Source organism: Vibrio cincinnatiensis DSM 19608, assembly GCF_900167345.1.
In the GTDB taxonomy this organism is placed as follows: Bacteria; Pseudomonadota; Gammaproteobacteria; order Enterobacterales; family Vibrionaceae; genus Vibrio; species Vibrio cincinnatiensis.
The window spans coordinates 1-25,065 of sequence record NZ_FUXB01000003.1; the positions used below are offsets into that span (position 1 = coordinate 1).

Sequence of the window (25,065 nt, forward strand, 5' to 3'; positions counted from 1 at the left end):
TTCAATTCGACAAGAATCGGCAGTAGCAACAGAGCAAGATGTGAGTATTCGTTACTACATATGCTCTAAAGAATTGGAAGCTCAAACGTTACTTGAAGCGACTCGTTCTCACTGGGGTGTAGAGGTCATGCATTGGTCACTTGATACTGCATTTTGTGAGGACAATTCGCGTATTAGAGCGGACGATCGAGCAGAGGCTTTTGCAAGGATCAGGCAGATCTGTTTGAACCTATTAAAGAGCGAAACCACGTTTAAAGGTGGTATCAAACGTAAACGGATGAACTGCGCAATGGATGAAAACTACTTAAGTAAGGTTCTCGAAAGCCTTACAGGGCAGTGATGTTCATGCGGTTTCCGTGCGGTGGCATCGTGGGTTATCGGCTAGCAGCACAAGAGCCAGAAAGAGTGTCTTGTTTGGTGACACTAGGTTCGCAGTGGCGATTGGAGGCAGATGACCCATCAATTGAATTGCTAAGTGGTTTGACGGCTGAATTTTGGGTATCAAGGTTTGCAGATGATGTTGCATTTTATGAGACATCAAATCCTAAACCAGATTTTCCTAAGCTTGTAGACATGGTAAAAGCCGTTTGGCTGGATATAACAGAAACTGGCTATCCAGATGAGTTAGTTGAAAAAATTTGTTGCCCGACGTTAGTAATGCGAGGTGATAATGACTTCTTGTTTTCGTTGGATGAGGCGGTGGCTTTAAAGTCGAAAATCGCAGGTTGTAGTTTTGCCAATATCCCATTGACAGCACATTCATCTCACCAAGAGTCACCAGAATTAGTGGGTGAAATGCTAAAACAGTTCATGTCGCAGCACAAAAACTAACAAACGCCTCAAAGGGACTGCCAACGCGTGGCGTTTTCAGTCCCAATGAACCGCGGTGGTTGCAGTTGTTGTGTTTGAGTTTAGTGTTATGCGTTGTCAGCCCCTTAGGCGGGCGTTAGCCGACTTCTAGCACCTTACTCATCAGTAAGTGTATACTTAGCCAAGTTTTACTTACATTGAAGAAGAACACCATGACAGCATTGACTGATAACATGTGGAATATGAAACCAAATATACCGTTGGCTAAACAACTTGCCAAAAGAGATGTACCAGCTTTGGTTTATGACGCTGTTAACCTCGAGGGTGTTGCAATGACTTTACCTGAGGTGCAAACCATTCTTGATGGGATCACCGTAGGTGGCCATCGTATTAGTGATCAAAATATGGCAATGAACCAAGCTCGAGCATGGGAGCTCATTTTTGGCTTAGTTGATCAAGGTGAGTTTCAATTTAATAAAGAAACCGCCTTAAAAATCCACAATATCGCTGGCAAAGAAGAAGCGTTAGAGTGGGGTAAATTTCGCTCTGGTTACGTTTCTATTACGGGTTCAGAGTATGAGCCTCCTGCTCCAGATGCGTTGGACGAAAAATGGCTTGAAGTTGAGAGTCAGGTGAATAGCGAATCTGATGTTTACGATCAAGCAATTACTGCATTTTTACAAATGGCACGCGCTCAATTTTTTTGGGATGTTAACAAACGTACAGGCCGGTTCATGATGAACGGCATTTTGTTAGCTAACGGTTTCCCTATCATTAATGTGCAAGCCAAGCGTCAGCAAGAGTTTAATACGCTCATGCTCGACTTCTATTCTTCTAATGACATGACAGCAATGAATAAGTTTTTACGTAGCTGTTTGGATGAAAAAATCATTCGTAATTTCAAGCTAGATCTGAAAATCGGCTAACAAACTGTTCAAGTAGATTCGGCATGCGTGGCATTTTTGGTTTGCAGTGATTTTAGTGGTTACGTAGTGATGCAGAGACTCTTGTAATGCATGCCTCACTACTTAACAGGGCGTTATGTAACCGTAGAGAAAAAGACCACAATATATTGAAAATTAAAGTGTTTTTATGATTTTTTTACTTTGAATTTAGCTTCTACTTTGCCTGTTTGATACATTTAACGGATTGTTTTTTATTAGTTATTTTTTAATTTATAAACCCAGTTGTGTTCATATTGGTTTAGTTTTCGTCTTTTTGTCCTTCGAGTCTTTATTCAGCATTTAATGGTAAAGTGGGTTTGCGTTCAGCTTGTCTATAGTCATGATCCACAGAATCAAGTTACTTTTGTGGTTGCCAGAATTTTTTCTACTGGGTCAATGCTGACTTTTCATGTAAGTTAAATCGTGTTTGGTGATGCTGTTTTTGGTAATGCTTTGAAATTATTGGTAAAATTACATAACAAAGCATTTAAGAGGGACAATCAACGCGTGGCATTTTTGGTTTGGATGAGCATTTGAGGTTACGGCTGGTTAGTTTGAGTTCAGCTGTTTGCGTTGCTTGCCCCTTAATGCGGCGTTATGTAACCGTAGAGAAAAAGACCACAATATATTGAAAATTAAAGTGTTTTTATGATTTCTTTACTTTGAACTTAGCTTCTAGTTTGTCTGTTTGATACTTTTAACTGATTGTTTTTTATTAGTTATTTTTTAATTTATAAACCCAGTTGTGTTCATATTGGTTTAGTTTTCGTCTTCTTGTCCTTCGAGTCTTTATTCAGCATTTAATGGTAAAGTGGGTTTGCGTTCAGCTTGTCTATAGTTGAATCGCCACTGATTTCCTAGACGCCTTTTAGTTAGATAAACTAGCTAAAAAAGAGGTGTCCATGAGCCATAAACGTTACCCCGAACAATTCAAAATCGAAGCAGTGAAACAAGTCACTGTTGCCGGCCATTCTGTTGCTGATGTTGCTCAGCGTTTAGGTACCACCACACACAGTCTTTACGCCTGGATTAAGCGCTATGGTCCTGACTCTGAGGAACACCTTCAGCAGTCTGCTGAGTCCGCAGAAATTCGACGATTACAAAAAGAGCTTAAGCGTGTTACTGAAGAACGTGACCTGTTAAAAAAAGCCGCGGCGTACTTCGCAAGCCACCCCGAGTAAGATACGCCTTTATCCAAGAGCATCATCACAGCCACTCTGTGCGACATCTGTGTCAGTTGTTTGATGTTCATCCGAGCGGGTATTACGCGTGGAGGAGCTGCGCAAAGTCGAAGCTACAACGTGACAATGAACGACTTACAGGCCAACTCAAACAATGTTGGCTTGAGTCTGGTGGCGTCTATGGATACCGTAAACTCCATCGAGATCTGCGTGATCTTGGCGAGCAATGCGGTATTAATCGTGTGCATCGCCTGATGCAGCGAGCAGGACTGCGAGCGCAAGTTGGCTATCGAAAACCGAGAGCTCCTAGTGGTGAGCAACACGTTGTTACGCCAAATCGTTTAGAACGGCAATTCGATCCATTAGCGCCCAACACAGCTTGGGTAACGGATATTACGTACATCAAAACGCATGAAGGCTGGCTCTATCGTGGCGCTGTAATGGACTTGTTCTCACGACGAATAATTGGTTGGTCAATGGGCAGTCGTATCACCAAAGAGCTTGCGTTAGATGCTTTATTGATGGCGGTATGGCGTCGTAAACCTGCTGGCAAAGTGCTGGTTCATTCAGATCAAGGAAGCCAATACACGAGCCATGATTGGAGTGAGTTTCTTTCAACTGCTGAAACGTGAACGAATTAAGCGAAAAATCTATGCGACCAGGGACGACGCAAAGATGGATGTGTTTAATTATATAGAGATGTTTTACAACCCGAAACGACAGCATAGTTCCAATGATGGGCTATCACCGTTAGAGTATGAACGTCAGTATTTTAATGAGGCTAAAAGTCGTCTACTGAAGTAGTGGCGATTCAGTCAGATGCGCCGGAGGGATACATTCATAAAATGTTGCCTGCGGTAGTAGGTGTTGAAATTGAGGTAGAGTCACTTAGTGGTCAATGGAAATTAAGCCAGAATCATCCAGAGATAAATCAACAGGGTGTTGTTGACGGCTTGTCATCCAAAGATGATACAAGCTCACAGGTTATCGCTTCACTCATGAGCGCTAATCTTTGACAAGAATGCTAATAAACGGTTCAAGAGGGACAACCAACGCGTGGCATTTTTACCATGCGTTGGTTTTTTATTATAGCGTTCTGGTCTTTTCTGGCGATGTTCCATCAACACCTTTGCTCGACGTTCCAAGATCTGCTTGTCTTTTCCACTATGGCGCTCTAATGGTGTGACAAAGTTTAAGCGATTATGTTTGGGTTCGGTGTTATACCAGACAACGAATTCGGCTACCCAAGCTCGACACCACTAAAGCCTTTCGATGGCCAATTTGGCACGTATTTCAATGTGCGGAATAAGGATTCAACATACGGATTGTCATCGCTGACTTGTGGGCGACTGTAGGACGAGATAATACCAGTTCTTCCATCTTGGCTTTAAACGTCAATGATTTCATTGGAGCACCTTTATCCGGTAATGTCGGGACGATTTGACTCGGTGGTAAACTTGCGTATTCAGGTGCGTTACTGACTTCAACGATCAACTGCCTTTCTTGCCTCGAGATCTTGTTTAATGGTTCGGGTCGCTATCGGCCTTTGATCTTCTTGTATTTCGCCGCTCTGATATCAGCGACGGTAAGTGCGTAAATCGATCTCAGCTTCATGATAGGCATTCTCTAATCGGCAGCCGTTTTGGCGAGGCTCATGGATGAGTGCAACCAAACTTCGCCTTTCATCGGTTGAGGTTAATCGTCCTCGGGTTCTTCCCCGTAAAAGGCTCTGAGATTTTTCTCAGCATCAAAAGCGCGGTGGTTTTTGCCAGCGCTTTTTCTTTTGCTACTTTCACTACTGAACGAGAGTATGGAGGCTGTAACTTTTTCAATATAGCTTCTTTTCTTTCCAGAGAATAACGAGACATTTTCTACTCTGTTATCGCCCCTAATTGGTTAAAATTTAACAGTGACAACAATCCTGCCAGTGGTCAACTAAAATTGTCCACGGTTTTAGAGTTTTCCCAATACAGTCGTTCAGACTCATTGGGTGTTAGACCACCATTATATTGATGGGGCCTGAGTTGGCTGTAGTAGCCCGTGATATATCGAGTTATGTGTTCTCTTGCTTCGTTAAAAATCCGATAACCCGACACTGGTATCCATTCTGTCTTTAGGCTTCTGAAGAATCGCTCCATCGGACTGTTATCCCAGCAATTACCTCGCCTAGATAAGCTTTGCTTGATTTGATAACGCCATAACAGTTGCCGATAAGAACGACTGGTGTAATGACTTCCTTGGTCGCTGTGGAACATCACGCCTCTGGGCTTACCTCGTGACTCAAATGCCATAGAGAGTGCCTTTCCTGTTAACTTACTATCGGGAGAGACTGACATCGCCCAACCAATTGGCTTCCTAGCGAACAGGTCGATGACAACAGCAAGATACATCCAGCTCTGTCCCGTCCAGACATATGTCACATCACCAACCCAGACTTTGTTGGGAGCGGTAACGGCAAATTGTCGAGACAGGTGGTTTGGGATCGCTACATGCATCTTGTGATGCCTTTCGATAACGGTGCTTCGGTGCTTGGCAGCTTACCAACCCTAATAATTTCATCATCTTAGAAGCTCGATACCGTGTCAGCTTTACGCCTTGGGCTGTCACCATATCAGCAATGCTTCTTGTCCCAGCAGAGCCGTTGCTTGCCGCATGAACTTCTTTAATAAGACTCTTTAGTCTCACCAATTCTGGGGAAACACGTTTAGGGCGACAACGCCAGTATTTGTAACTGCTGTGGTGGACACTGAACACATGACACAGGGTTGTTACGCTAAAGCTCTGCCTGAGTTTCTCGATTATCGAGAGTTGTTCAGTGAGTCCGACATCAAGAGAGCTGTAGCCTTTTTTAATATTTCATTGTGCTCTTCAAGTCGTGTAAGTTTCTTCTTCAGCTCTCGTATCTCAACTTGCTCTGGTGTCATTGGTGAGGCTTGAGGAGTCACACCCTGCCTTTCTTGCTTAAGTTGTCTTACCCACTTATCCATTGTCGATTTACCAACACCCATGGCTTTTGCGGCCTCAACAACGGTGTAGTTTTGGTCTAGAACAAGTTGCGTTGCTTCGAGTTTAAATTCCGCACTGAAAGTACGTCTGGTACGCTTGGTCATAGTTTCACCTGTAATGCTATAAGGTGCATCTTAACACCTCTAATCAGGTGGCCAAATTCACTATGCCACTACACCATTCGTCAAGAATAAGCAGTGGCTCAAGAGTCAGAAGTAACGGTTCGATATTATATTAGTTCGAAAGCGCTCAGTGATAAAGAATTATTAAATGCTTCACGTTCGTACTGGTTAGTCGAGTTGATTTATGCTGAAGACTACCAAACTATCGAAGAAGTACGAATGGGGATCTTCGAATATATCGAGATTTATTACAATCGAAATAGAAAGCACTCAGCGTTGGGGTATGTGAGTCCAGTTGCGTTTGAAAGTGTGTAGCTATATTGTGTCCACTTTTGGGTGGGGAAAACTATTTATGGAACGATTTATTTTTTTTCTAGCGATAATATGGGTTAGTTGTGCAAATGCTGATGACTCATTGTCAGCTCTAGTCGAAGCAGCAAAGGAAAGGACTAATTATTCAGTTGCTTACGATGGAAGTTACATCAAAATTGGCTATCCTAATGGGGATGTCCCTCCTAATATTGGTGTATGTACCGATGTTGTTATTCGTAGTTACAGAAAATTGGGTGTAGATCTGCAAGTATTGGTTCATGAGGATATGCGTGACAATTTTTCATCGTATCCATCAAATAGGATTTGGGGGCTATCGAAGCCAGACCGAAACATTGATCACCGTCGAGTACCAAACTTACAGGTTTTTTTCAGGCGAAATGGCCAAAGTTTACCAATAAGTGCTGAAGGTTTAAGCTATAAGGCGGGAGATATCGTCACGTGGGTACTACCAGGTAATTTACCTCATATAGGGATAGTGACGAATGAGCTGTCAGGAGATAAGAAAAGACGGCTGATCGTCCACAATATTGGTTCAGGCCCAGTACTCGAAGATATGCTATTTGATTTTAAAATTACAGGCCATTTTCGTTACGAACCATAAGTATTTAAGAGAACCTCAACACGAGACTTGTTACTATACGTTGGTTATGGTGATTACGATGTTATACACTAATGTTCATTTCTTGATGGGCAATTCTTCACGCTGGCCCCATTCTGTCCATGAACCGTCATACACCGCAAGGTTTGGGTAATCGCAGAGATAAGCGGCAAGCAGAACAATACAAGCGGTTACCCCAGAGCCGCAGCTAAAAAGGTACTCATCAGCGGAAGGTAAGGTTTGGGCGAGAATCGATGTGAGTTCTGACGGTGACTTCATTTTATGGCCATTCATTAATTGACCAAATGGTAGGTTACACGAATGTGGGATATGTCCACTGCGTACGCCCACTCTTGGCTCCGGGACTTGAGCTAAAAACCGTTCTTGAGAACGAGCGTCGATCGTGAGGCTAGTGGGGTCGGTGATTTTATTGAAAACATAGCCGGCATCGACAAAATGGTGAGGTTGAAGCTTTCCAGCAAAATCACCTCGGCTTGAAATGGGGGAATATTCTTGAGTGACTTTATAACCAGCAGCTTTCCACTCGGGGAGTCCTCCATCTAAAATATAGACGTGCTTATGACCAAAGGCGCGAAACATCCACCAAGCGCGAGGTGAAGCAAACGTCCCACTATTGTCGTAAACCACAATGATGGCATTTTGATTGATTCCCAATGTTTGTGCGAGAAAATTAAAACGAAGCTCATCAGGCATCATATGCGGCAGAGTGCTGTAGATATCGCAAAACTCTTTATCGTAATTAAAGCGGCGCGCCCCAGGGATTCTATTGAGCCAATCTTTCTCCGTTTCATTAGGAATTTGAAATTCAATACTGCAATCGAGGATGATGACTTCTGGAGAGGCTAAGTGCTGAGATAGCCAAGCTGGAGTTACGAGTGGAGACATGGTTCCTATTCCTTAAGTGAGAAAATATGGCTGGGTGTTCTTATCATCAGTGCCCTGTCGTCTTTTTCGTGATCATGATTGAGCATGACAAATAGGGCAGTGAGCCTGTTTGGGTAATTTCATTTCTCGCCATGTCATGCTTAGTGCATCGAGCATCAATATTTTTCCGCTTAACGGCTGACCATAATGCGCGATAACTTTGATGGCTTCCATCGCTTGTACTGCACCGATAATACCCACCACTGGAGCCATAACTCCCGCTTCTACACAGGTGAGCGCATGGTTGCCAAATAAGGCGCTTAAACATTGGTAACATGGTTCGTCAGCGTGTTGATACATAAACACACTGACTTGCCCTTCCATTCGAATCGCGGCTCCGGAAACTAAAGGCGTTTTATTTTGGTAGCATAGGCGGTTAAGTTGGTTACGAGTATCAACATTATCACACGCATCTAATACGAGAGTATGAGTTGCAACAAGCATATTCAACGCTTCATCATCTAAACGCTGTGCAACCGTTGTGATGTTTACATGTGGGTTTAGTTTATGCAGTGACTCAGCCGCCGAATCCACTTTATAGCGGCCTATGTCTGTATCAGTGTGCAGCACTTGGCGTTGAAGGTTAGACAATTCAACCACATCGTCATCAATGAGGGTCAGGTGACCAATGCCTGCGGTCGCTAAGTATTGACTTGCCGCGCAGCCTAATCCCCCCGCACCAAGCACTAAAATAGAACTCTGTTTTAATGCTTCTTGTCCATCAAAGTCAAAAGCTTTTAGGGTGATCTGGCGGTTATAACGCAGCATTTCTTGATCAGACAAAATATCCATGTGTTTTCCTAATACAAGCTGGCATTAAAAAGCTGAATATTGACCGTTTCTCCGGCTTCAACATGGCCTCGTTCTTGTTCAAGTACGACAAAACAGTTGGCTAAACTCATGGAACGAAAGGCACCAGAGCTTTGATTCCCCGTGCTTTCAACGACAAATTGTCCATTTTCAATTGAGTAGACACCACGTTGATAGTCTGTTCGGCCCGGCGATTTTTTAAAACGAGAGCGGGTGATAGCCGGAATGGATAGTGGAGCTTGCCAAGCCGTGTGTCCGGCAAGCTTTGCCAGCATGGGTTGAACCAGTACATACAGGGTTAACACGGCAGAAACAGGATTGCCCGGTAGGCCACAAAACCACGCGTGATTCAGTGAGCCAAATGCGAAGGGTTTTCCTGGTTTTATGGCTAACTTCCAAAAACCAATTTCACCCAGTTCAGCCAGAATATCTTTGGTGTAGTCTGCCTCTCCAACACTGACACCACCGGAGGTGACCACTACATCGGCCTGAACCTGTGCTTGTTCAAATGTTGCGGTTAATTGGGTTGGACAATCGGGGATGATGCCTAAATCAATGGCTTCACAGCCAAATTTTTCAATTAAAGGCTTTATGCCATAGCGGTTGCTATCATAAATTTGCCCAGTTTGTAGGGGTTCACCCAGAGGTTTTAATTCATCCCCTGTTGAGAAAAAGGCAACTTTAGGTTTGCGAAAAACACGTACATGGCTCACACCTAAGGTGGCGATCATCGGAATATCGCGTACAGTTAAACGCTCACCTTTATTGAGTACCACATCCCCTTGTTGGATATCATCCCCCGTGGGGCGAATATTGGCGTTCGCTTTAACCTCAGAGACAGAAAACTGAATGCCTTGTTCTGTTACTTGTGCTTGTTCTTGCATGATCACTGCATCACATCCAGTTGGGATCTGGGCCCCAGTCATGATGCGGATACATGTCATCGCTGGCCAATGGCCAATAAAGGGTTGGCCAGCAAAAGATTTCCCCGCTACTGGCAATGGACCATTGAGCATAAGTTCGTCACGCCTTACGGCGTAGCCATCCATTGCTGAATTATCAAAAGGAGGAACATTGATAGGGGAGAGAATATCTTCAGCAAGCACAAAGCCGAGTGCTTCGGCTAATGGGAGTTGTAACGTGTCACTAATTGATGTAATGCGTGAAAGCATCGCATTGAGTGCATCTTCAATGGGCATTAAGCCCGGAACATCGCAGCAGCCCATATCGGTCATCCTATGGTCATTATTTTTTGGGTACTTTAGCATACAAAGGGCACGACAATAATGCCCTCTCATAAAATAGGGATGTAATTATTCAAAAATACGAGTATTCTTGTCTGCCATCCAAAAGGGGTAATTAAGAGGTAGGGAAATGTCAGGTTTGAGCGAATCCGCCCAGTTAGTGAAAACGGCACTTGAAAGTCGCGGTCAGGAAACGCCAATGCAACCCAATACGATCAGTCGTGAAGAGAAAAAAACGCAAATTGAACATCATATGCGTGAAATTTTGAATCTTCTTGGGCTTGATTTAACGGATGACAGTTTAGAAGAAACGCCACATCGTATTGCAAAAATGTATGTGGACGAAATTTTCTCAGGGCTTGACTATAAAAACTTCCCTAAAATTACCGTCATAGAAAACAAAATGAAGGTCAGTGAAATGGTCTGTGTTAAAGACATTACCTTGACCAGCACCTGTGAACATCACTTAGTGACGATTGATGGTAAAGCGGCGGTGGCGTATATCCCCCGAGGGAAAATCATCGGTTTATCAAAGATTAATCGTATAGTTCGTTTTTTTGCTCAGCGTCCACAGGTTCAAGAAAGGCTTACCCAGCAAATTCTAGTTGCACTGCAAACCTTACTTGAGTCGGATGATGTTGCGGTCACCATTGATGCCACTCATTACTGTGTGAAATCTCGTGGGGTTATGGATGCAACCAGTATGACCACAACCACAGCATTAGGGGGCATTTTTAAATCAAACGCCTCCACTCGAGCTGAGTTCTTACACAGTATTCGCTAAACTAAATCGTGGCATCAGTGTCAGAATCCATCATTTAAGTCAAGCTTAAGGATGGATTCTGAACGGTATTAAGCCAATTGAATGAGTCTTTTGACTAAGCGATCAATCCCTGCGGCGGCTTGAGAGATATTTTCTGCAAGCATATAAGCAGGTGTCGACAAGACATTATACTGCTGGTCGTAGACATAATCATCGACTGGGCAATTCACGTGTTCGCCTCCCATCTTATTGAATGCACAAGCGGTATCGGGATCGTTACCAATTGTACCTTCAACACCCGTTGAATAAATATGGGGGATAAGTGCTGGTGCAATACAAAGATACCCTGCTGGTTTTCCTACTTTAGCAAAAGCTCGGCAAGCAGTTGCGACATCATCATTTATGCAACACTTGGCACCTTGTGTTGCAAAATCGCTGAAGTTTTTGGCAACGCCAAATCCACCAGGTAGCAGTAGTGCATCGAATTCTTGAACGTTTAACTTAGCCACATCTTGGATTTTACCACGAGCGATCCGTGCTGCTTCCACTAAAACATTACGGGTTTCATTCATTTCTTCACCGGTCAGGTGATTGATGACGATTTGTTGATTAATATTCGGAGCAAAGCAGTGCCAACTGGCTCCTTGTTTTTCTATGGCGTGCAGTGCGAGTACCGTTTCATGAATTTCGGCCCCATCAAAAACACCACATCCACTTAAAATCACGGCAACTTTTTTCATCGGTAGGCTCCTTGCTCATTTAACAGATAAGACCTGTCTATGAGGTTAACATCTTATTAAAAACAATCTACACTGAGCGAGTAATTTTGAGGAGCAAGTAATGAAGTACGATTGGATTTTGTTTGATGCAGATGAAACCTTATTCCATTTTGATGCCTTTAAAGGGATGCAATTGATGTTTGCTCGTAAAGGGGTTGATTTTACTGAGCAGGATTTTCATCAATACCAACAAATAAACAAACCGCTGTGGGTTGATTACCAAAATGGTGATATTACCGCAGAGCAACTGAAACATATCCGTTTCGAGTCATGGGCTCAGAAATTAGAGACGACCACCACCGAACTAAACAGTGCCTTTCTAACGGCAATGGCTGATATTTGTACCTTATTGCCTGGTGCAAAAGAGTTGTTAGATGCGTTAAAAGGGAAGGCGAAGTTGGGTATTATCACCAATGGTTTTACCGAGTTGCAGGATGTTCGTTTAGCGAAAACAGGGATGACCGCTTATTTTGATCATATTGTTATTTCTGAGCAAGTCGGCATTGCTAAACCCGATGAGGGGATTTTTGCTCATGCAATGGAAAGAATGGGCTACCCTTCAAAAGAAAAAGTATTGATGGTTGGCGACAATCCACATTCGGATATTTTGGGTGGGCTTAATTTTGGAATTGAAACCTGTTGGTTGAACGCTCACCAACATCCTCGCCCAGAGGGGATTGATGCGCACTATGAAGTGGCGTCTTTGTATGAGTTAAAAAATATTCTATTGGCATAACCCTAAACGCTCTTGGTGCAAAGAGAACCTTTGCACCAAAGTGATCAAGACTAGCGAGTATATTCACCTTCTCGTTCGGGTTGATATACGATTTCAATGATTTCGATAGTTCTTTCACCACCACTTGGCATTGGCCAAGAGAGCTGTTGCCCTTCCGATAAACCCAATAACGCGCTGCCTACCGGTGCAAAAATGGAGATATCTTCGCTAGTTTTTAAATCTTTTGGGTAGACAAGATTTTTTTGCATGATTTCATCGTTACCCAAAAATTTAAATTTAACGGTTGAGTTCATTGTGACGACATTCGCCGGAATTTCTTCAGGGGCGAGGACCGTTGCGCGATCTAACTCATCTTCCAAGCGTTCCAGTTCAGCCGATAACTTAGGCATGTTATCCATTAAGGCACTGATGCGATCCATGTCGAGGGTTGACACGATAATTGAATGATTGTTTGGCATTTGTTTTCTCCAAAAGAAATACCGCCCCGAACGAATCAGGGCGGCATAAAAACGGACTTGGTGATACTTTTTTCTAAGTACCTAATATGGCATAGAACATAAACTGAATATCAATAAAATTCAATCAATATGCACAGGGTTTTTTAATTTAAATTCTCTTGCTACGTAACCAACGCATAAACTATACCCAGAAAGTGACCCATACCATAGCATGAATTTCACAGGATGTGTGCTTTGTTCGATTACCATGTTGAATACGTGAGGATTATGGCCTTTCATCTGCCAAAATACGCTTTTCTATCTTTTTGATTTTTTTAGGAAAATCTTAAGCAGTATCAATGGGATAGTGAAGGTTTGCTCGGTTCAGTGTACAGGCCGCCTGATGGGGATACAATGCAGTCAAGCGGGTAACCGTAACGTTGTGTGGCTGGGATTAAAATATCCATCACCTGACGAGGATAGCCAGAACCAGATCCAATCTTAATACCTTGCTGCTTTAGCTGCTGATAAAATAAATCAAAATTAAATGCGGGATCTGAGGGAGCATGGAAGGATGTAATGATTGGTGAATGGTGTTCATCACTTAAGAGAGAGGGTAAAACCCAGAGTATGATCCTATTTTCTGCCGCCTTAGCTAAACTGATTCATTTAATCATAGAACATGGTTTAATAGAGAAAACACAAGTTTGGCGAAAACGCTAGGGCACTTTTACCATCTAAGTGTCGTGACAAAGAGCAAGCAACCCATAATTAAGGACTGATGTGCAGTACGTTAAAATTAAAGATGCGATTGTGGAGCAAATTGAAGCAGGTATGCTGGCACCTAAACAAAAGTTGCCTGCTGAACGAAAATTGGCTGAATCTTTTGATACCACTCGGGTAACGTTGCGTGAAGCGCTCTCTTTATTGGAAGCAGAAGGGAAAATATATCGAGAAGATCGTCGAGGCTGGTTTATTTCCCCTCCGCCATTGTGTTATGACCCGACTCAAACGCTCAATTTTACCAATATGGCGTTAGCGCAACATCGTCAACCTAAAACCGATCTACTCAGTGCGAAGGCGGTGATGGTCAATAAACAGGCCTCTAAGCTTTTACAGTTAGCCCCATTTTCTGATGTATATCGTATTGATCGTGTTCGTTATTTAGATAATCGTCCGGTGGTGTTTGTGACTCACTATGTTCGTCCTGAATATTTTCCTAACTTGTTAGATTTTGATTTGTCACAATCACTGACTGACATCTATCAAACTCACTTTTCGGTACAATATCAAAAAACTCGTTATCGGATCACAACCAGTTCATTATTAGGTGAAACCGCGCAGGCATTGAGAGCGACAACGGGAACACCTGCAACGGTGGTTGAGCGAGTAAACTATAATCAACACGGTGAGTTAATCGATTGTGATATTGAATATTGGCGACATGATGCCATTAGTATCGAATCGGTGGTTGAGCTATCATATCCCGCTGAATCGGATCTCTCATCGTGTTTAACTCGTGGCGAGAAGTGAGAAAAACATGGCCCGCAGGCCATGTTTGAGGTCGTTTTACTTATACTACGGAATAGTGAATGGCTAACTGTTTTCTTCAGCATCTTGGCGTTTGATCACTTTGTGCCCATCTTCTGTTACTCCATTTTTCCAGTAACTGCTGATATAAATAAAGTCTCGCTCAATCGCTCGCTCATTTCGAAAATATTGGCGCAGTGTTCGCATTGCATCAAATTCACAGGCACACCACACAGCGCATTGACCGGCTAACCAAGGCTGAGCCCTGACAACCTCAGTTAAGGATTCTCCTTGCGCTTCATTCACCCATATAATTTTGACGCCTGTTGGAGCCATTAAGAGTTGTTGATCGGCGGGATCGTTGATCTCTATCACAGCATAGCCTTTTGTTTCTGCATCAAGATTAGCCAGTGTCACTGACAAGGCGGGAAGGGCGGTCATATCTGCTGCAAGAAATACCCATTCAGCCGCTTTCCAGTTGGGATCTTGGCTTTTACCCGGCCCTGCAATAGAAATACGTTCACCCACTTGTACGGTTTCTGCCCAGCGGGAGGCAAAACTGCAAGCCAAATCCTCACTGGAATGGCGAACAAAATCGACTACAAGGCTGTGAGTCTGTGTATTGAACTGACGAATGGTATAAGTGCGCATGACGGGGCGTTCTTCACTGCCAAGTTGGTTGAGATCACTGGATCCTTGTGGTGTGAACAGCAGTTTAATATAGCCACCTTCACTCTCTTTTTCAAAGTGAGCAATATTTGAACCTTGCAGAGTAATACGCTGAACATGCGGAGAGACTCGTTCGGTTTTTATCACGGTGACGGGGTAAGAAGGACGTTGATTATTTGGATTACTCATAGTATTCATCTCGCTGACTTTATGTGGCTTACCATAACGATAATTTCACACCTCGGCAATGATAATCGTTGTCGTTTACAGTAATTTACCCATAAAAAATAGGGAACGGATCCGTGAGCGGGTGAGTCTACATGATAATATTCACCACAAAGAATAAAGTGAGAGATCCATGCGACACCTACACACCGCTACTCATCCCGATATCGAAAAACTCAGTAATCACTCTATCTTGCAACGTAAAGCGGCTAGAGCCATAGCTCTTGAAGGCGAAGAAATTTTACTTCTTTATACCGAACGTTACCATGACTACACTTTACCGGGAGGGGGGATTGACGAACAGGAGGATGTCATTCAAGCCATGGTGCGTGAATTACGCGAAGAAACGGGAGCAAATAATATCCAGATGATCCAGCCCTATGGTCTCTATGAAGAATTTCGTCCTTGGTATCGAGAGGGTGCCGATGTGATACATATGATTTCTTACTGCTATACCTGCAAAGTGGATCGCCAGCTCGGACAAACGCGTTTTGAAGAGTATGAAATCAAAAATGGTATGAAACCTGTTTGGATGAATATCCATCAAGCCATTGCGCATAATGAGCAGACGATGGCACACAGTCAACAAAAAGGCATGAGCATAGATCGAGAAACCTTTTTATTGCGTTTGATTGCGAAAGAATTGCTTTAAAGCCAAGCTGGATTTCCGTCAATATGGATGAAATTCCGTTGTTGACGGCAATCTTGTTAGTTATGTTTTGGTATCTTGCCTGTAGTTGAGTATAGTAAAAACAATAGGATAAGACGAAAAACAACCAGTTAACCAGAAGGACGTTTAAATGGGGAAATATTCACGATGGGTATTGGGAGCACTATTGGTCGCATCAAGCCAGATGGCCTTGGCGAATATTATAGAAACAACCCAGTTAGTCGGTTATGGCAAAGCGAAGTATCCAGCCAATTTTACTCATTTTGATTATGTGAACCCTCAAGCGCCCAAGTATGGAAAAATCACTTATGGGCAGATTGGCACCTTTGATAACTTTAACCGTTATGCTTCACGTGGGGTGGCTGCTGCGGGATCGGGTGAGTTATACGATACGTTAATGTTTTCACCCAGTGATGAAATTGATACCTACTATCCACTTATTGCTGAAAAAGTCCGTTATTCTGACGATTACCTCTGGCTTGAGTTGGATATTAACCCTGCGGCACGTTTTCACGATGGCACATCGATCACCGCTTACGATGTGGAATTTACCTTTGATAAATTTATGACTGAAGGCGTCGCTCAGTACCGAGTCTACTATCAAGAAATCAAATTGGTGAAAGCCTTAAATAAGCGTACTGTCCGCGTTGAAATGAAAGAGGGAAATCGTGAAAAGCTCTTTAGCTTTGCTCAATCGACTCGAGTTTTGCCCGCTCATTTTTGGCGAGATAAAAACTTATCTGAACCTTTAAATCATCCCCCCGTCGGCAGTGGACCTTATCGTGTGATTGATTTTAAATCCGGTCAGAGTGTGACTTATCAGCTAGTGGATGATTATTGGGCGAAAGATCTACCGGTGAATGTTGGACGAAATAACTTTAAGCAAGTGCAGTATGATTATTACCGCGATGATACCGTGATGCTTGAAGCCTTTAAAGCTGGGGAGTTTGACTTGCGCCAAGAGAGTCAGGCGAAATTTTGGGCAACCTCTTATACCGGCGCTAATTTTGATAGGGGGTTGATTAAAAAAGAAGAGATTCCACATCATGCACCAGTTGCAACCCAAGGCTTTGTTTTTAATACTCAGCGTCCGATTTTTCAAGATGTTCGAGTGCGTGAAGCGTTAAACTATGCCATGGATTTTGAATGGATGAATCGGAATATGTTTTACGATCAATACTCTCGCACACGCAGTTATTTCCAAAATACCGCTTATGAAGCGCAAGGCTTGCCGAGTGAACAAGAGTTAGCGGTACTTGAACCGTTTAAAGATCAGATCCCCGCTCGGGTCTTTACCCAAGAGTATCAGCCACCAGTGACCGATGGTAGCGGCCGGATTCGTCCACAGATGCGGGAAGCTTTCCGTTTGCTAAAAGAGGCTGGCTGGGAACTGAGCGATAAAGTGATGAAGAATGTGGCAACGGGCGAGCCGATGAGCTTTGAGCTGCTCATTTACAGCCCAACAGCAGAGCGAATTGCGATTCCTATCCAGCGCAATTTAAGGCTGATGGGCATCGACATGAAGATTCGTACCATTGATACCACTCAATATACCAAACGGCTGCGTGATCGAGATTTTGACATGGTCTCATCCAGCTTTTTCGCCAACCCTTATCCGAGCCCCAATTTACTGATTGTTTGGCATTCTAGTTATATGGATTCTACCTATAACACCGCAGGGGTTGATGATCCGGTGATTGATGCGCTTACTGAGCAAATCGCACAAAATCAACAAAATCCATCGCAGTTAGTCGCATTAGGACGAGCATTGGATCGTGTTTTACAATGGAACTTTTACCTAATTCCTCAGTGGTATACCGGAATGTATCGGGTCGCCAGTTGGGATAAATTTGAACGTCCAGATGTGATGCCAGATTATGATTTAGGGCTAGACACTTGGTGGATCTCTGAGCAAAAAGCGCAGAAACTTCCTGCCAAACGCCGTTAAGGGGTAGAAATGGCTGCGTATATTTTTCGCCGATTATTGCTGGTGATCCCCACCTTGTGGGCGATCATCACCATCAACTTTTTTATTATTCAAATTGCGCCGGGTGGCCCCGTTGAACAAGCGATTGCCCAGCTAGAAGGGCACACCTCTGGCATCATGGAGCGATTTACAGGCGGTGGGCAAGAAGTCACCGTTAGCAAACTGGATGATAGCTCAGGTTATAAAGGTTCACGAGGCTTAGATCCCGAAGTGGTTGAGGCGATCAAACGCCAGTTTGGTTTTGATAAACCGATACATCAACGCTACTTTGAGATGCTGAAAAACTATCTGACCTTTAATTTTGGTGAGAGTCTGTTTCGTGGCGGGGATGTGATTGACTTGATCGTAGAACGTCTACCCGTTTCGATTTCTCTGGGGTTATGGAGTACGCTCATCATCTACTTTATCTCCATTCCTCTTGGCATTATGAAAGCGATTCATCACGGCTCTCGCTTTGATGTCTGGTCAAGTGCAATGGTGATTGTCGGCTATGCGATTCCCGGTTTTTTATTTGCGATCATTTTGATTATTCTCTTTGCGAGCGGAAACTATTTTAGTTGGTTTCCACTACGAGGATTAGTGTCTGATCATTTTGACCAACTGCTTTGGTATCAAAAAATACTCGATTACTTTTGGCATTTGGCGCTGCCCATTTTTGCAATGGTGATCGGTGGGTTTGCAACCTTAAGTATGCTGACGAAAAACTCCTTTCTTGATGAGATCAATAAGCAATATGTGGTAACGGCACGAGCCAAAGGGTTGGATGAACGGACTATTTTATATAAACACGTCTTTCGCAATGCCATGTTGATCATCATTGCGGGCTTTCCTAGCGCCTTTATCGGTATTTTCTTTACGGGATCGATGTTGATTGAAGTGATGTTCTCTTTAGAAGGCATAGGTTTGCTCGGGTTTGAGTCAACCATTCAACGCGACTATCCTGTCGTATTCAGTTCACTCTATATCATGACATTACTTGGGTTGCTGCTCAGTATTATTTCCGATCTTACCTACACTTGGGTGGATCCACGTATTGATTTTGAGGCGCGCTAAGCATGGTAAAGAAATCAATGATTAATCCATTAACTCAGGCGCGCTGGCAAAGGTTTAAATCTCATCGGCGAGGTTTCTATTCGCTGTGGATTTTTTCACTGCTCTTTATCGTGAGTCTGTTTGCTGAAATTATTGCCAATGATAAACCGCTGCTGGTCTCTTATGACCATCAGTGGTTTTTCCCTGTCGTTACTCAATATGCCGAAACCCGCTTTGGTGGCGAGTTCGAGACAGAAGCAGACTATACCGACCCTTATGTGGTGGAATTAATTGAGCAAAAAGGCTATCTCATCTGGGCACCGATTCGGTTTAGCTACGATACCATCAATCTCAATGTGGTCGGCTCGGTGCCTTCTGCACCGGATTCTGTCAACTGGCTGGGTACGGATGACAAAGGACGTGATGTATTAGCCAGAATTATCTACGGCTTTCGGGTTTCAGTATTATTCGGCTTTGCATTGACCATTATTTCATCGGTGATTGGTGTTTTGGTGGGAGCAACCCAAGGCTACTACGGCGGCTGGCTGGATCTGTTCGGACAACGCTTTATTGAAGTCTGGTCAGGCATGCCGACCTTATTCTTGTTAATTATCCTGTCTAGTTTTGTCGAACCCAACTTTTGGTGGTTACTTGGAATCATGGTGTTATTTAGTTGGATGAGCTTGGTGGGGGTGGTACGCGCGGAGTTTTTGCGTTGCCGTAACTTTGATTATATTCGTGCAGCACAAGCGATGGGAGTAAAAGATACCCGAATCATCTTCCGACATATGTTGCCCAACGCCATGGTTGCCTCACTCACTATGATGCCTTTTATTTTATCGGGTTCAGTCACCACCTTAACCTCACTGGACTTTCTCGGTTTTGGCTTGCCAGTGGGTTCACCCTCACTAGGCGAATTATTAGCGCAAGGCAAAGCGAATTTACAAGCCCCGTGGTTGGGTATTTCGGCGTTCGTTGTCTTATCTTTGATGCTCACACTGCTAGTTTTTATTGGTGAAGCGGTGCGTGATGCGTTTGATCCACATGTGCAAGGAAGAGGCTAATGAGCGAACCATTATTAACCATTACCGATCTCTCGATTGGATTTGGTCGAGCACAAGCGATAGAAACGGTGACTCATCAAGTTTCCCTCTCTATTCATAAAGGGGAAACGTTGGCATTAGTGGGGGAGAGTGGTTCTGGCAAATCAGTCACAGCCAACGCTATTTTAAAACTCTTACCGAAAGGTTCAGCACATTACCAGCATGGCAAGATCACGTTTGCGGGATTGGATCTATTAACCTGTTCAGAGCGTCAACTGCGAGGCATTCGCGGGGGACGGATAGGCATGATTTTCCAAGAACCTATGGTGTCATTAAATCCGCTGCATAAAATCGGTAAACAGCTCGTAGAAACTTTAGCTATTCATCGTGGGATGCGTCAACGCAATGCAGAATCCTTAGCCATGACTTGGTTAGAAAAAGTCGGGATTCGACAACCACAGGTGAAAATTAATGCTTATCCTCATGAATTATCTGGAGGAGAACGGCAGCGGGTGATGATTGCGATGGCGTTGATCAATAAACCCGAGCTCTTGATTACCGACGAGCCAACCACGGCGTTGGATGTTTCGGTTCAGGCGCAGATTTTAGATTTGCTCAAATCTTTGCAGCAAGAGTTAGGCATGGCGATGCTGTTCATTACTCATGACTTAAGCATTGTTCGACGTATTGCCGATCGTGTAGCGGTGATGCAAGAGGGACGAGTGATTGAACAAAATCACTGCGCGGAATTATTTTCTGCGCCGCAGCATCCTTATACCCGATTACTGATTGAATCGGATCCACGTGGCAAGCCTGTCGCTGTCAATGCGGATAGCCCCTCTTTGTTAGAAACTCAGCACATGAATGTGTGGTTTCCGATTAAAGGCGGGATTTTTAAACGCACTATAGATCATGTTAAAGCGGTCACAGGGATGACATTTCAGTTACGTCAAGGTCAAGCGATTGGTCTAGTGGGGGAAAGCGGCTCAGGAAAATCAACCACAGGCATGGCAGTATTAAGGTTGGTCAATTCGAGTGGTGAGATTCGCTATGCCAATCAAACGATTCAATCGCTTGGTAGACAAGCGATGTTGCCATTTCGGCGTAAGATGCAGGTGGTTTTTCAAGATCCCTTTTCCGCATTAAATCCTCGCATGTCGGTGGCTCAAGTGATTGGCGAAGGGTTGACCGTACATAGCCAACTCTCTCCCACAGAAATCGATGAAGCTATCTGTTTAGCGATGGAAGAGGTTGGACTGGATCCAAATACCCGTCACCGTTACCCGAACGAATTTTCAGGAGGGCAGCGGCAGCGCATTGCAATAGCCCGAGCGCTTGTTTTAAAACCGGAGTTTATCTTACTCGATGAGCCGACTTCGTCGTTGGATCGCACGGTTCAGGCTCAAGTGCTGGATCTGTTAAAGTCGTTGCAGGAAAAATATGGGTTAACTTATTTATTTATCAGCCACGATTTAAATGTGGTGAAGTCGTTATGTCATTACACCATTGTGATGAAGCAAGGGGAAATTGTAGAGCAAGGGCCAACAGACCAACTTTTTTCTTCTCCAAGCCACCCTTATACTCAAACTTTAGTCCGGCTTTCCTCACTCTAATATGGGTTGATCGTGAGCTCGGTAAACCCAGTGTTGGGATCAAATTGGCGAGAAAATTGGTGTTCAGGATAGTGATGTATCATCAGCTCAGCCGTTGTGCTGATGATATTACCCACTTGTAAATGTCCACCCCATACTTGCCCTTGATGATCGGCGACAGAGATATGTAGATGCTGATGTTCCGGTGTCAATGTACCCATAAGAGAGACAATTTCAAAGCAAGCACTTTGCTGTAGAATGGTGGTACTGTCTGCTAAGCGAATGGTTAACGTCGATAAACTGCCTACGCAAGAAGCGATGGTTCCAGCACGAATATTATGTTGAGTGACGAGCGCTTGTATCGCCAGTTTAAGATCGGTTCCCGGTAATAGACGTGTTGCGATGAGTTCCATGGCAGAGCCTTGATGATAAGACGGAAAAGAATGGCTGAAATAGTACCAATCCCATACATCGTGTTCAATGCAATAAAGCTCAGTAGAATAGAAACATTGTCATGATATCGATTCGGTATACACTACTGCCTACGGTTATGCGAGAAAAGTAGAATCCCCAATGAATGATCATCCAGAAGAAGTAGAAATTGAAGCCATCGGTATTGAGGTTGATGCCCAACCCATCGAACTTTATAAAGTTTTAAAGCTTGCTAATGCTGTGAGTGGCGGAGGTGAGGCAAAATATGCAATAGCCGAAGGTTATGTTGCTGTTAATGGTGAATTAGAGACTCGTAAGCGCAGAAAACTTTACGATGGTGATTTGGTGGAGTTTAACCAAGAGTATTATTTAGTAATTTGTGATGTGCCTCTTACGGTCAGTGCACCTATTGAACAAAAAAAATCAGAGCCAACGGTCGATAAGAAAAAAGCGTCTTCATCACCCATGAAAAAAAAGGGAAAAGAAGGGAAAGCTAACCCTATGACAAAAGGTTCAGCAAGAGGGAGCCAGAACAAAAATAAGGAAAAAAACACAGCAGGGGTAGAGGGTCCAGAAAATAATACCTCACCGGCTTCTAAAGGAGGGCGCAGTGCTATTCGTTTTTTCTAGAGGTGGTATGACAGCTAACGATTTGTAGGCTTGCGGTTAATACTGAGTGGATGGATGATGTTGTCCTTTGCCTGATCACTAGCACAAAGGACAACCTAAAGAGAGATCATGGCATCGGGACGACCAGTATATCAATCGGAGAGTGATTGATTAGGCTTCGAGAATAAGAAAGTACTCGGCTAACCAAATCATGGTGATGCCCACAAATGAGTAGATCAAACCCATTATCACTGATCGTTTTTTCTAACTTGTTACTTAAATCTCCCGTTCCAACATAAAAGTGCTTGATGGGAAAATCCGTATATTTTTGCAGTTCTCGCAGACGTTTATTAGAATGTTCAGTCAATGGTCTATGGTCGGGATTTGCTTGAATATCCACTAAATCTGGGTAGATTTCGCCAATGGCACCATCAATATGAATCAGCGAAATTTCAGCATTAAGCAATTTAGCAAAAGAAATCGCTTTATCGATAAGCAATTTACTGTCATCAGACAAGTCCAGTGCAACCAAAATATGCTGGTATGTCATCACTACACTCCTATATTGAGATAACTTCTCTCATCATAGTCTTTGGGAGGAAAAATAGTGTCGAAGTGGTTACAAAATAAGAAAATGTTAGTGTAATTAGTTAAGTAAAGAGCGTTTCTTCTGATACATCTTTTTGTCGGCATACTGAATTAATTCAGCGGTAGTGCTACCATCATGGGGGTATTGGGCTACTCCTAAACTGGTGCTTATTTTTATCGAGTTCTCTTTTAGTTGGAACGGAAAGAGAAAAGATTGCTCAATATTGATGAGCCTTTGATCAACCGCACTGCCTTCTATGAGCATAACAAACTCATCACCGCCAATACGTGCAAAGGTGTCCGTAGCTCCTAGTTTTTCGACCAGTCGATGGGCTACCGCTTGTAATAACTCGTCGCCGACTTGATGTCCCCAAGTATCGTTAATGGGTTTAAATTGATTTAAATCTATGAAAATAATGGAAAATTCAATATTTCTTTTAATTAGATTTTCCATCTTTGAAATCAGCAAACGTCGATTGGCTAATCCTGTCAATGGGTCGTGATTCGCTAGATAGGTGATTTTATCTTCCGCTCTTTTACGCTCGGTAATATCGGTAATAAAATTTAGAGAAGCCGGTTCTCCAAGCCATCCTACAATTATGCCACTCACTTCAACATCAATATGCCGACCATCTGTATGCTGTAATTGAGTCTGGTAACGTTGAGCTACCGACTCTCTTTTCAATCGGTTTTGATGATATTGGAGGGTTTGTTGCTGAAAAGGCTCAGTGACCAATTCAATAAAAGAGGGGAGTGCTTTGAGTTCTTCAATTGTCTGACCTGTCATGTCCGTCAAGTGTCGATTGGCATAGACAAAGCGATAATTTTGAATAACCGAAATGCCTTCATGGGCAGTATCGACCAAGGAACGGTAAAAATGTTCACTTTCACGAAGTTGCTCTTCCATAATCTCTTTGTCTCTTAAAAGTTGTTCCTGAGTTTGCTTTAACTGAAACAAGCGTTTGTGTGAGCGATATAGGAAAAAAACACCGATAAGTATAAGAGAAATAACCAATATAGAAATGAATGTAATTTTTACAATAAGGCTCCAATTATATCGATAGTTAATCAACATAGGGATATGAGTATTGATTGCAGAGTTGATATCGTGAATATCGAGGGTGGCGATAGCGGCATCTAGTTGTTCGAGAGGTTGGGTATGTTCTTGCCGAACACCTATCCTTAGTAAATTTTTATAATCAGGGATTTCTCCTGCAATTTTAAGATTAAACCAACCGTGATTTCGAATGGTATAGGCGGCGACAGTTAATGAACGTAACGTTGCATCTGCAATCCCTCTATCGACTAGGTCAAAGGCTTCCCATTCGGTTTCCACAGGGATTAAGTCAATTTCTGGATGATCCCGCTTAATAAATTCATAGATGGAGGTGCCTGTGGGTAAAACTACACGATGACGATTGAGTTGGGCTAAATCTTCAATATAAGGATGTTCATTACGAGTGATGACCACATTCGGATCAATAAAGTAGGGGCGTGTAAAATTAAGCCATTGAGAGCGCAACTCGGTTTTGTTTAAGAGCCCTAAAATATCACACTCTCCAGATTGGGATTTCTCTAAGCTTTCGTTCCAATCTTTCGTTGGTAGGATGAGAAGATCACGTTGTGCGCGTTGGAAAATAAGCCGTAATAGATCTGCGGCAATACCGACATAGTGTCCATCTTCGGTTATTTTTTCTAATGGTTCCCAATCGGGGTCGATACATGCTAAAACGGGACGTTGTGTCCAATCTGGTTCCGCCCCAGTGATAGGAGTAAAAGATAGTATGAATACCAAACATACTCCAAGGAAATGTCTTGTTAAAAGCACGTTACCAGCCAATCTATGTACTCGCTGAATGAGTGAATCCCGACACAGATTTTTCTGAGGTTAAATAACCAAGATAAATCCAGATAATGTATTTAAAACATTAGCATATTTTTATTATTAATATTTATATTATCTTTTATTTGTATAGATTT

General features: G+C 43.2%; 21 protein-coding genes and 5 pseudogenes. 15 read left to right on the top strand and 11 right to left on the bottom strand.

All coding sequences use genetic code 11. The features are described 5' to 3' along the window. The 4 genes and pseudogenes from B5D54_RS02905 to B5D54_RS02920 all read left to right on the top strand — a co-directional run. Window positions 1-340, top strand: a 340-nt coding sequence (locus tag B5D54_RS02905; RefSeq protein WP_139364767.1) for an ISAs1 family transposase, incomplete at its 5' end; no start/stop codon positions are given. A gap of 11 nt (window positions 341-351) precedes the next feature. Next, window positions 352-831 (top strand): annotated as a pseudogene (locus B5D54_RS02910) (alpha/beta fold hydrolase); the annotation flags it as partial. Between the two features lie 191 nt (window positions 832-1,022). Beyond that, the gene (locus B5D54_RS02915; protein ID WP_000126165.1) at window positions 1,023-1,736 is read left to right on the top strand and encodes a Fic family protein; all 714 of its coding nucleotides are present in this window, start codon (window positions 1,023-1,025) and stop codon (window positions 1,734-1,736) included. 920 nt (window positions 1,737-2,656) lie between these two features. Beyond that, a pseudogene (locus B5D54_RS02920) lies at window positions 2,657-3,739 on the top strand (IS3 family transposase). A gap of 374 nt (window positions 3,740-4,113) precedes the next feature. Here B5D54_RS02920 and B5D54_RS17485 read toward each other — a convergent pair. Both B5D54_RS17485 and B5D54_RS02935 read right to left on the bottom strand, forming a co-directional pair. Then, window positions 4,114-4,719, bottom strand: a pseudogene (locus tag B5D54_RS17485) (integrase core domain-containing protein); the annotation flags it as partial. A 147-nt stretch (window positions 4,720-4,866) separates the two neighbouring features. Next, a pseudogene (locus B5D54_RS02935) lies at window positions 4,867-6,045 on the bottom strand (IS3 family transposase). 192 nt (window positions 6,046-6,237) lie between these two features. Here B5D54_RS02935 and B5D54_RS17305 point away from each other — a divergent pair. Continuing rightward, a pseudogene (locus B5D54_RS17305) lies at window positions 6,238-6,378 on the top strand (IS3 family transposase); the annotation flags it as partial. 37 nt (window positions 6,379-6,415) lie between these two features. After that, window positions 6,416-6,997 carry a DUF1287 domain-containing protein gene (locus B5D54_RS02945; protein WP_078924993.1) on the top strand — a complete coding sequence of 194 codons (582 nt, stop codon included), beginning with the start codon at window positions 6,416-6,418 and terminating at the stop codon, window positions 6,995-6,997. Window positions 6,998-7,072: 75 nt separating this feature from the next. Here B5D54_RS02945 and B5D54_RS02950 read toward each other — a convergent pair whose 3' ends face one another. The 3 genes from B5D54_RS02950 to moeA form a co-directional block, all read right to left on the bottom strand. Then, entirely contained in the window at window positions 7,073-7,900 is an 828-nt protein-coding gene (locus B5D54_RS02950) for a sulfurtransferase (protein ID WP_078924994.1), read from the bottom strand. A 72-nt stretch (window positions 7,901-7,972) separates the two neighbouring features. Next, complete coding sequence (gene moeB / locus B5D54_RS02955) at window positions 7,973-8,731, bottom strand: molybdopterin-synthase adenylyltransferase MoeB (protein ID WP_078924995.1); 759 nt, start codon at window positions 8,729-8,731, stop codon at window positions 7,973-7,975. A gap of 8 nt (window positions 8,732-8,739) precedes the next feature. Then, window positions 8,740-9,975, bottom strand: coding sequence for a molybdopterin molybdotransferase MoeA (moeA, locus tag B5D54_RS02960; RefSeq protein ID WP_078924996.1), 1,236 nt, complete (start codon window positions 9,973-9,975; stop codon window positions 8,740-8,742). Between the two features lie 148 nt (window positions 9,976-10,123). Here moeA and folE point away from each other — a divergent pair, with 148 nt between their 5' ends. Further along, a complete protein-coding gene (gene folE / locus B5D54_RS02965; protein WP_078924997.1) occupies window positions 10,124-10,777 on the top strand; it encodes a GTP cyclohydrolase I FolE in 654 nt (217 codons plus the stop codon). 68 nt (window positions 10,778-10,845) lie between these two features. Here the strand turns inward: folE and elbB are convergent, their stop codons facing one another. Next, window positions 10,846-11,496 (bottom strand): isoprenoid biosynthesis glyoxalase ElbB, encoded by a 651-nt coding sequence (elbB, locus tag B5D54_RS02970; RefSeq protein WP_078924998.1) that lies wholly within the window; start codon window positions 11,494-11,496, stop codon window positions 10,846-10,848. A gap of 100 nt (window positions 11,497-11,596) precedes the next feature. Here elbB and yjjG point away from each other — a divergent pair, with 100 nt between their 5' ends. After that, a complete protein-coding gene (yjjG, locus tag B5D54_RS02975; protein WP_078924999.1) occupies window positions 11,597-12,271 on the top strand; it encodes a pyrimidine 5'-nucleotidase in 675 nt (224 codons plus the stop codon). 50 nt (window positions 12,272-12,321) lie between these two features. On the opposite strand, the gene rnk is transcribed toward yjjG, so the two are convergent. Continuing rightward, the gene (rnk, locus tag B5D54_RS02980; RefSeq protein WP_078925000.1) at window positions 12,322-12,729 is read right to left on the bottom strand and encodes a nucleoside diphosphate kinase regulator; all 408 of its coding nucleotides are present in this window, start codon (window positions 12,727-12,729) and stop codon (window positions 12,322-12,324) included. Window positions 12,730-13,491: 762 nt separating this feature from the next. Here rnk and phnR point away from each other — a divergent pair. Further along, a complete protein-coding gene (gene phnR, locus B5D54_RS02985) occupies window positions 13,492-14,241 on the top strand; it encodes a phosphonate utilization transcriptional regulator PhnR (protein WP_078925001.1) in 750 nt (249 codons plus the stop codon). Between the two features lie 63 nt (window positions 14,242-14,304). On the opposite strand, the gene B5D54_RS02990 is transcribed toward phnR, so the two are convergent. Continuing rightward, window positions 14,305-15,096 carry a siderophore-interacting protein gene (locus tag B5D54_RS02990; RefSeq protein ID WP_078925002.1) on the bottom strand — a complete coding sequence of 264 codons (792 nt, stop codon included), beginning with the start codon at window positions 15,094-15,096 and terminating at the stop codon, window positions 14,305-14,307. 169 nt (window positions 15,097-15,265) lie between these two features. Here B5D54_RS02990 and B5D54_RS02995 point away from each other — a divergent pair, with 169 nt between their 5' ends. From B5D54_RS02995 to B5D54_RS03015, 5 genes are all read left to right on the top strand, one after another. Beyond that, the gene (locus B5D54_RS02995) at window positions 15,266-15,784 is read left to right on the top strand and encodes an NUDIX hydrolase (RefSeq protein WP_078925003.1); all 519 of its coding nucleotides are present in this window, start codon (window positions 15,266-15,268) and stop codon (window positions 15,782-15,784) included. Between the two features lie 148 nt (window positions 15,785-15,932). Next, window positions 15,933-17,750, top strand: a complete 1,818-nt coding sequence (locus B5D54_RS03000; RefSeq protein ID WP_078925004.1) for an extracellular solute-binding protein — start codon at window positions 15,933-15,935, stop codon at window positions 17,748-17,750. 9 nt (window positions 17,751-17,759) lie between these two features. After that, complete coding sequence (locus B5D54_RS03005) at window positions 17,760-18,842, top strand: microcin C ABC transporter permease YejB (protein WP_078925005.1); 1,083 nt, start codon at window positions 17,760-17,762, stop codon at window positions 18,840-18,842. A gap of 2 nt (window positions 18,843-18,844) precedes the next feature. Continuing rightward, window positions 18,845-19,885: an ABC transporter permease gene (locus tag B5D54_RS03010; RefSeq protein WP_078925006.1), complete on the top strand. Its 1,041-nt coding sequence runs from the start codon at window positions 18,845-18,847 to the stop codon at window positions 19,883-19,885. After that, the gene (locus B5D54_RS03015) at window positions 19,885-21,477 is read left to right on the top strand and encodes an ABC transporter ATP-binding protein (RefSeq protein ID WP_078925007.1); all 1,593 of its coding nucleotides are present in this window, start codon (window positions 19,885-19,887) and stop codon (window positions 21,475-21,477) included. Before B5D54_RS03010 ends, B5D54_RS03015 begins: the two co-directional genes overlap by 1 nt. Here B5D54_RS03015 and B5D54_RS03020 read toward each other — a convergent pair. After that, on the bottom strand, window positions 21,474-21,938 hold the full coding sequence (locus tag B5D54_RS03020; protein WP_497012641.1) for a PPC domain-containing DNA-binding protein: 465 nt from the start codon (window positions 21,936-21,938) through the stop codon (window positions 21,474-21,476). The two genes, B5D54_RS03015 and B5D54_RS03020, sit on opposite strands and share 4 nt — an antisense overlap. 91 nt (window positions 21,939-22,029) lie before the next feature. Here B5D54_RS03020 and B5D54_RS03025 point away from each other — a divergent pair, with 91 nt between their 5' ends. Continuing rightward, a complete protein-coding gene (locus B5D54_RS03025) occupies window positions 22,030-22,518 on the top strand; it encodes an RNA-binding S4 domain-containing protein (protein WP_078925009.1) in 489 nt (162 codons plus the stop codon). Between the two features lie 106 nt (window positions 22,519-22,624). Here the strand turns inward: B5D54_RS03025 and B5D54_RS03030 are convergent, their stop codons facing one another. Beyond that, window positions 22,625-23,047, bottom strand: a complete 423-nt coding sequence (locus B5D54_RS03030; RefSeq protein ID WP_078925010.1) for a universal stress protein — start codon at window positions 23,045-23,047, stop codon at window positions 22,625-22,627. A gap of 96 nt (window positions 23,048-23,143) precedes the next feature. After that, window positions 23,144-24,880 carry a diguanylate cyclase domain-containing protein gene (locus B5D54_RS03035; RefSeq protein WP_139364768.1) on the bottom strand — a complete coding sequence of 579 codons (1,737 nt, stop codon included), beginning with the start codon at window positions 24,878-24,880 and terminating at the stop codon, window positions 23,144-23,146. Window positions 24,881-25,065: the final 185 nt, after the last annotated feature.

Coding starts and splice junctions, on each gene's coding strand:
- B5D54_RS02915 (WP_000126165.1), top strand. CDS start 1,023: ATGACAGCATTGACTGATAACATGTGGAATATGAAACCAAATATACCG.
- B5D54_RS03015 (WP_078925007.1), top strand. CDS start 19,885: ATGAGCGAACCATTATTAACCATTACCGATCTCTCGATTGGATTTGGT.
- B5D54_RS03025 (WP_078925009.1), top strand. CDS start 22,030: ATGAATGATCATCCAGAAGAAGTAGAAATTGAAGCCATCGGTATTGAG.
- moeA (WP_078924996.1), bottom strand. CDS start 9,975: ATGGGCTGCTGCGATGTTCCGGGCTTAATGCCCATTGAAGATGCACTC.
- B5D54_RS02990 (WP_078925002.1), bottom strand. CDS start 15,096: ATGAGTAATCCAAATAATCAACGTCCTTCTTACCCCGTCACCGTGATA.
- B5D54_RS02945 (WP_078924993.1), top strand. CDS start 6,416: ATGGAACGATTTATTTTTTTTCTAGCGATAATATGGGTTAGTTGTGCA.
- B5D54_RS02950 (WP_078924994.1), bottom strand. CDS start 7,900: ATGTCTCCACTCGTAACTCCAGCTTGGCTATCTCAGCACTTAGCCTCT.
- B5D54_RS03030 (WP_078925010.1), bottom strand. CDS start 23,047: ATGACATACCAGCATATTTTGGTTGCACTGGACTTGTCTGATGACAGT.
- elbB (WP_078924998.1), bottom strand. CDS start 11,496: ATGAAAAAAGTTGCCGTGATTTTAAGTGGATGTGGTGTTTTTGATGGG.
- folE (WP_078924997.1), top strand. CDS start 10,124: ATGTCAGGTTTGAGCGAATCCGCCCAGTTAGTGAAAACGGCACTTGAA.
- B5D54_RS03000 (WP_078925004.1), top strand. CDS start 15,933: ATGGGGAAATATTCACGATGGGTATTGGGAGCACTATTGGTCGCATCA.
- rnk (WP_078925000.1), bottom strand. CDS start 12,729: ATGCCAAACAATCATTCAATTATCGTGTCAACCCTCGACATGGATCGC.
- B5D54_RS03005 (WP_078925005.1), top strand. CDS start 17,760: ATGGCTGCGTATATTTTTCGCCGATTATTGCTGGTGATCCCCACCTTG.
- B5D54_RS03010 (WP_078925006.1), top strand. CDS start 18,845: ATGGTAAAGAAATCAATGATTAATCCATTAACTCAGGCGCGCTGGCAA.
- yjjG (WP_078924999.1), top strand. CDS start 11,597: ATGAAGTACGATTGGATTTTGTTTGATGCAGATGAAACCTTATTCCAT.
- B5D54_RS02995 (WP_078925003.1), top strand. CDS start 15,266: ATGCGACACCTACACACCGCTACTCATCCCGATATCGAAAAACTCAGT.
- moeB (WP_078924995.1), bottom strand. CDS start 8,731: ATGGATATTTTGTCTGATCAAGAAATGCTGCGTTATAACCGCCAGATC.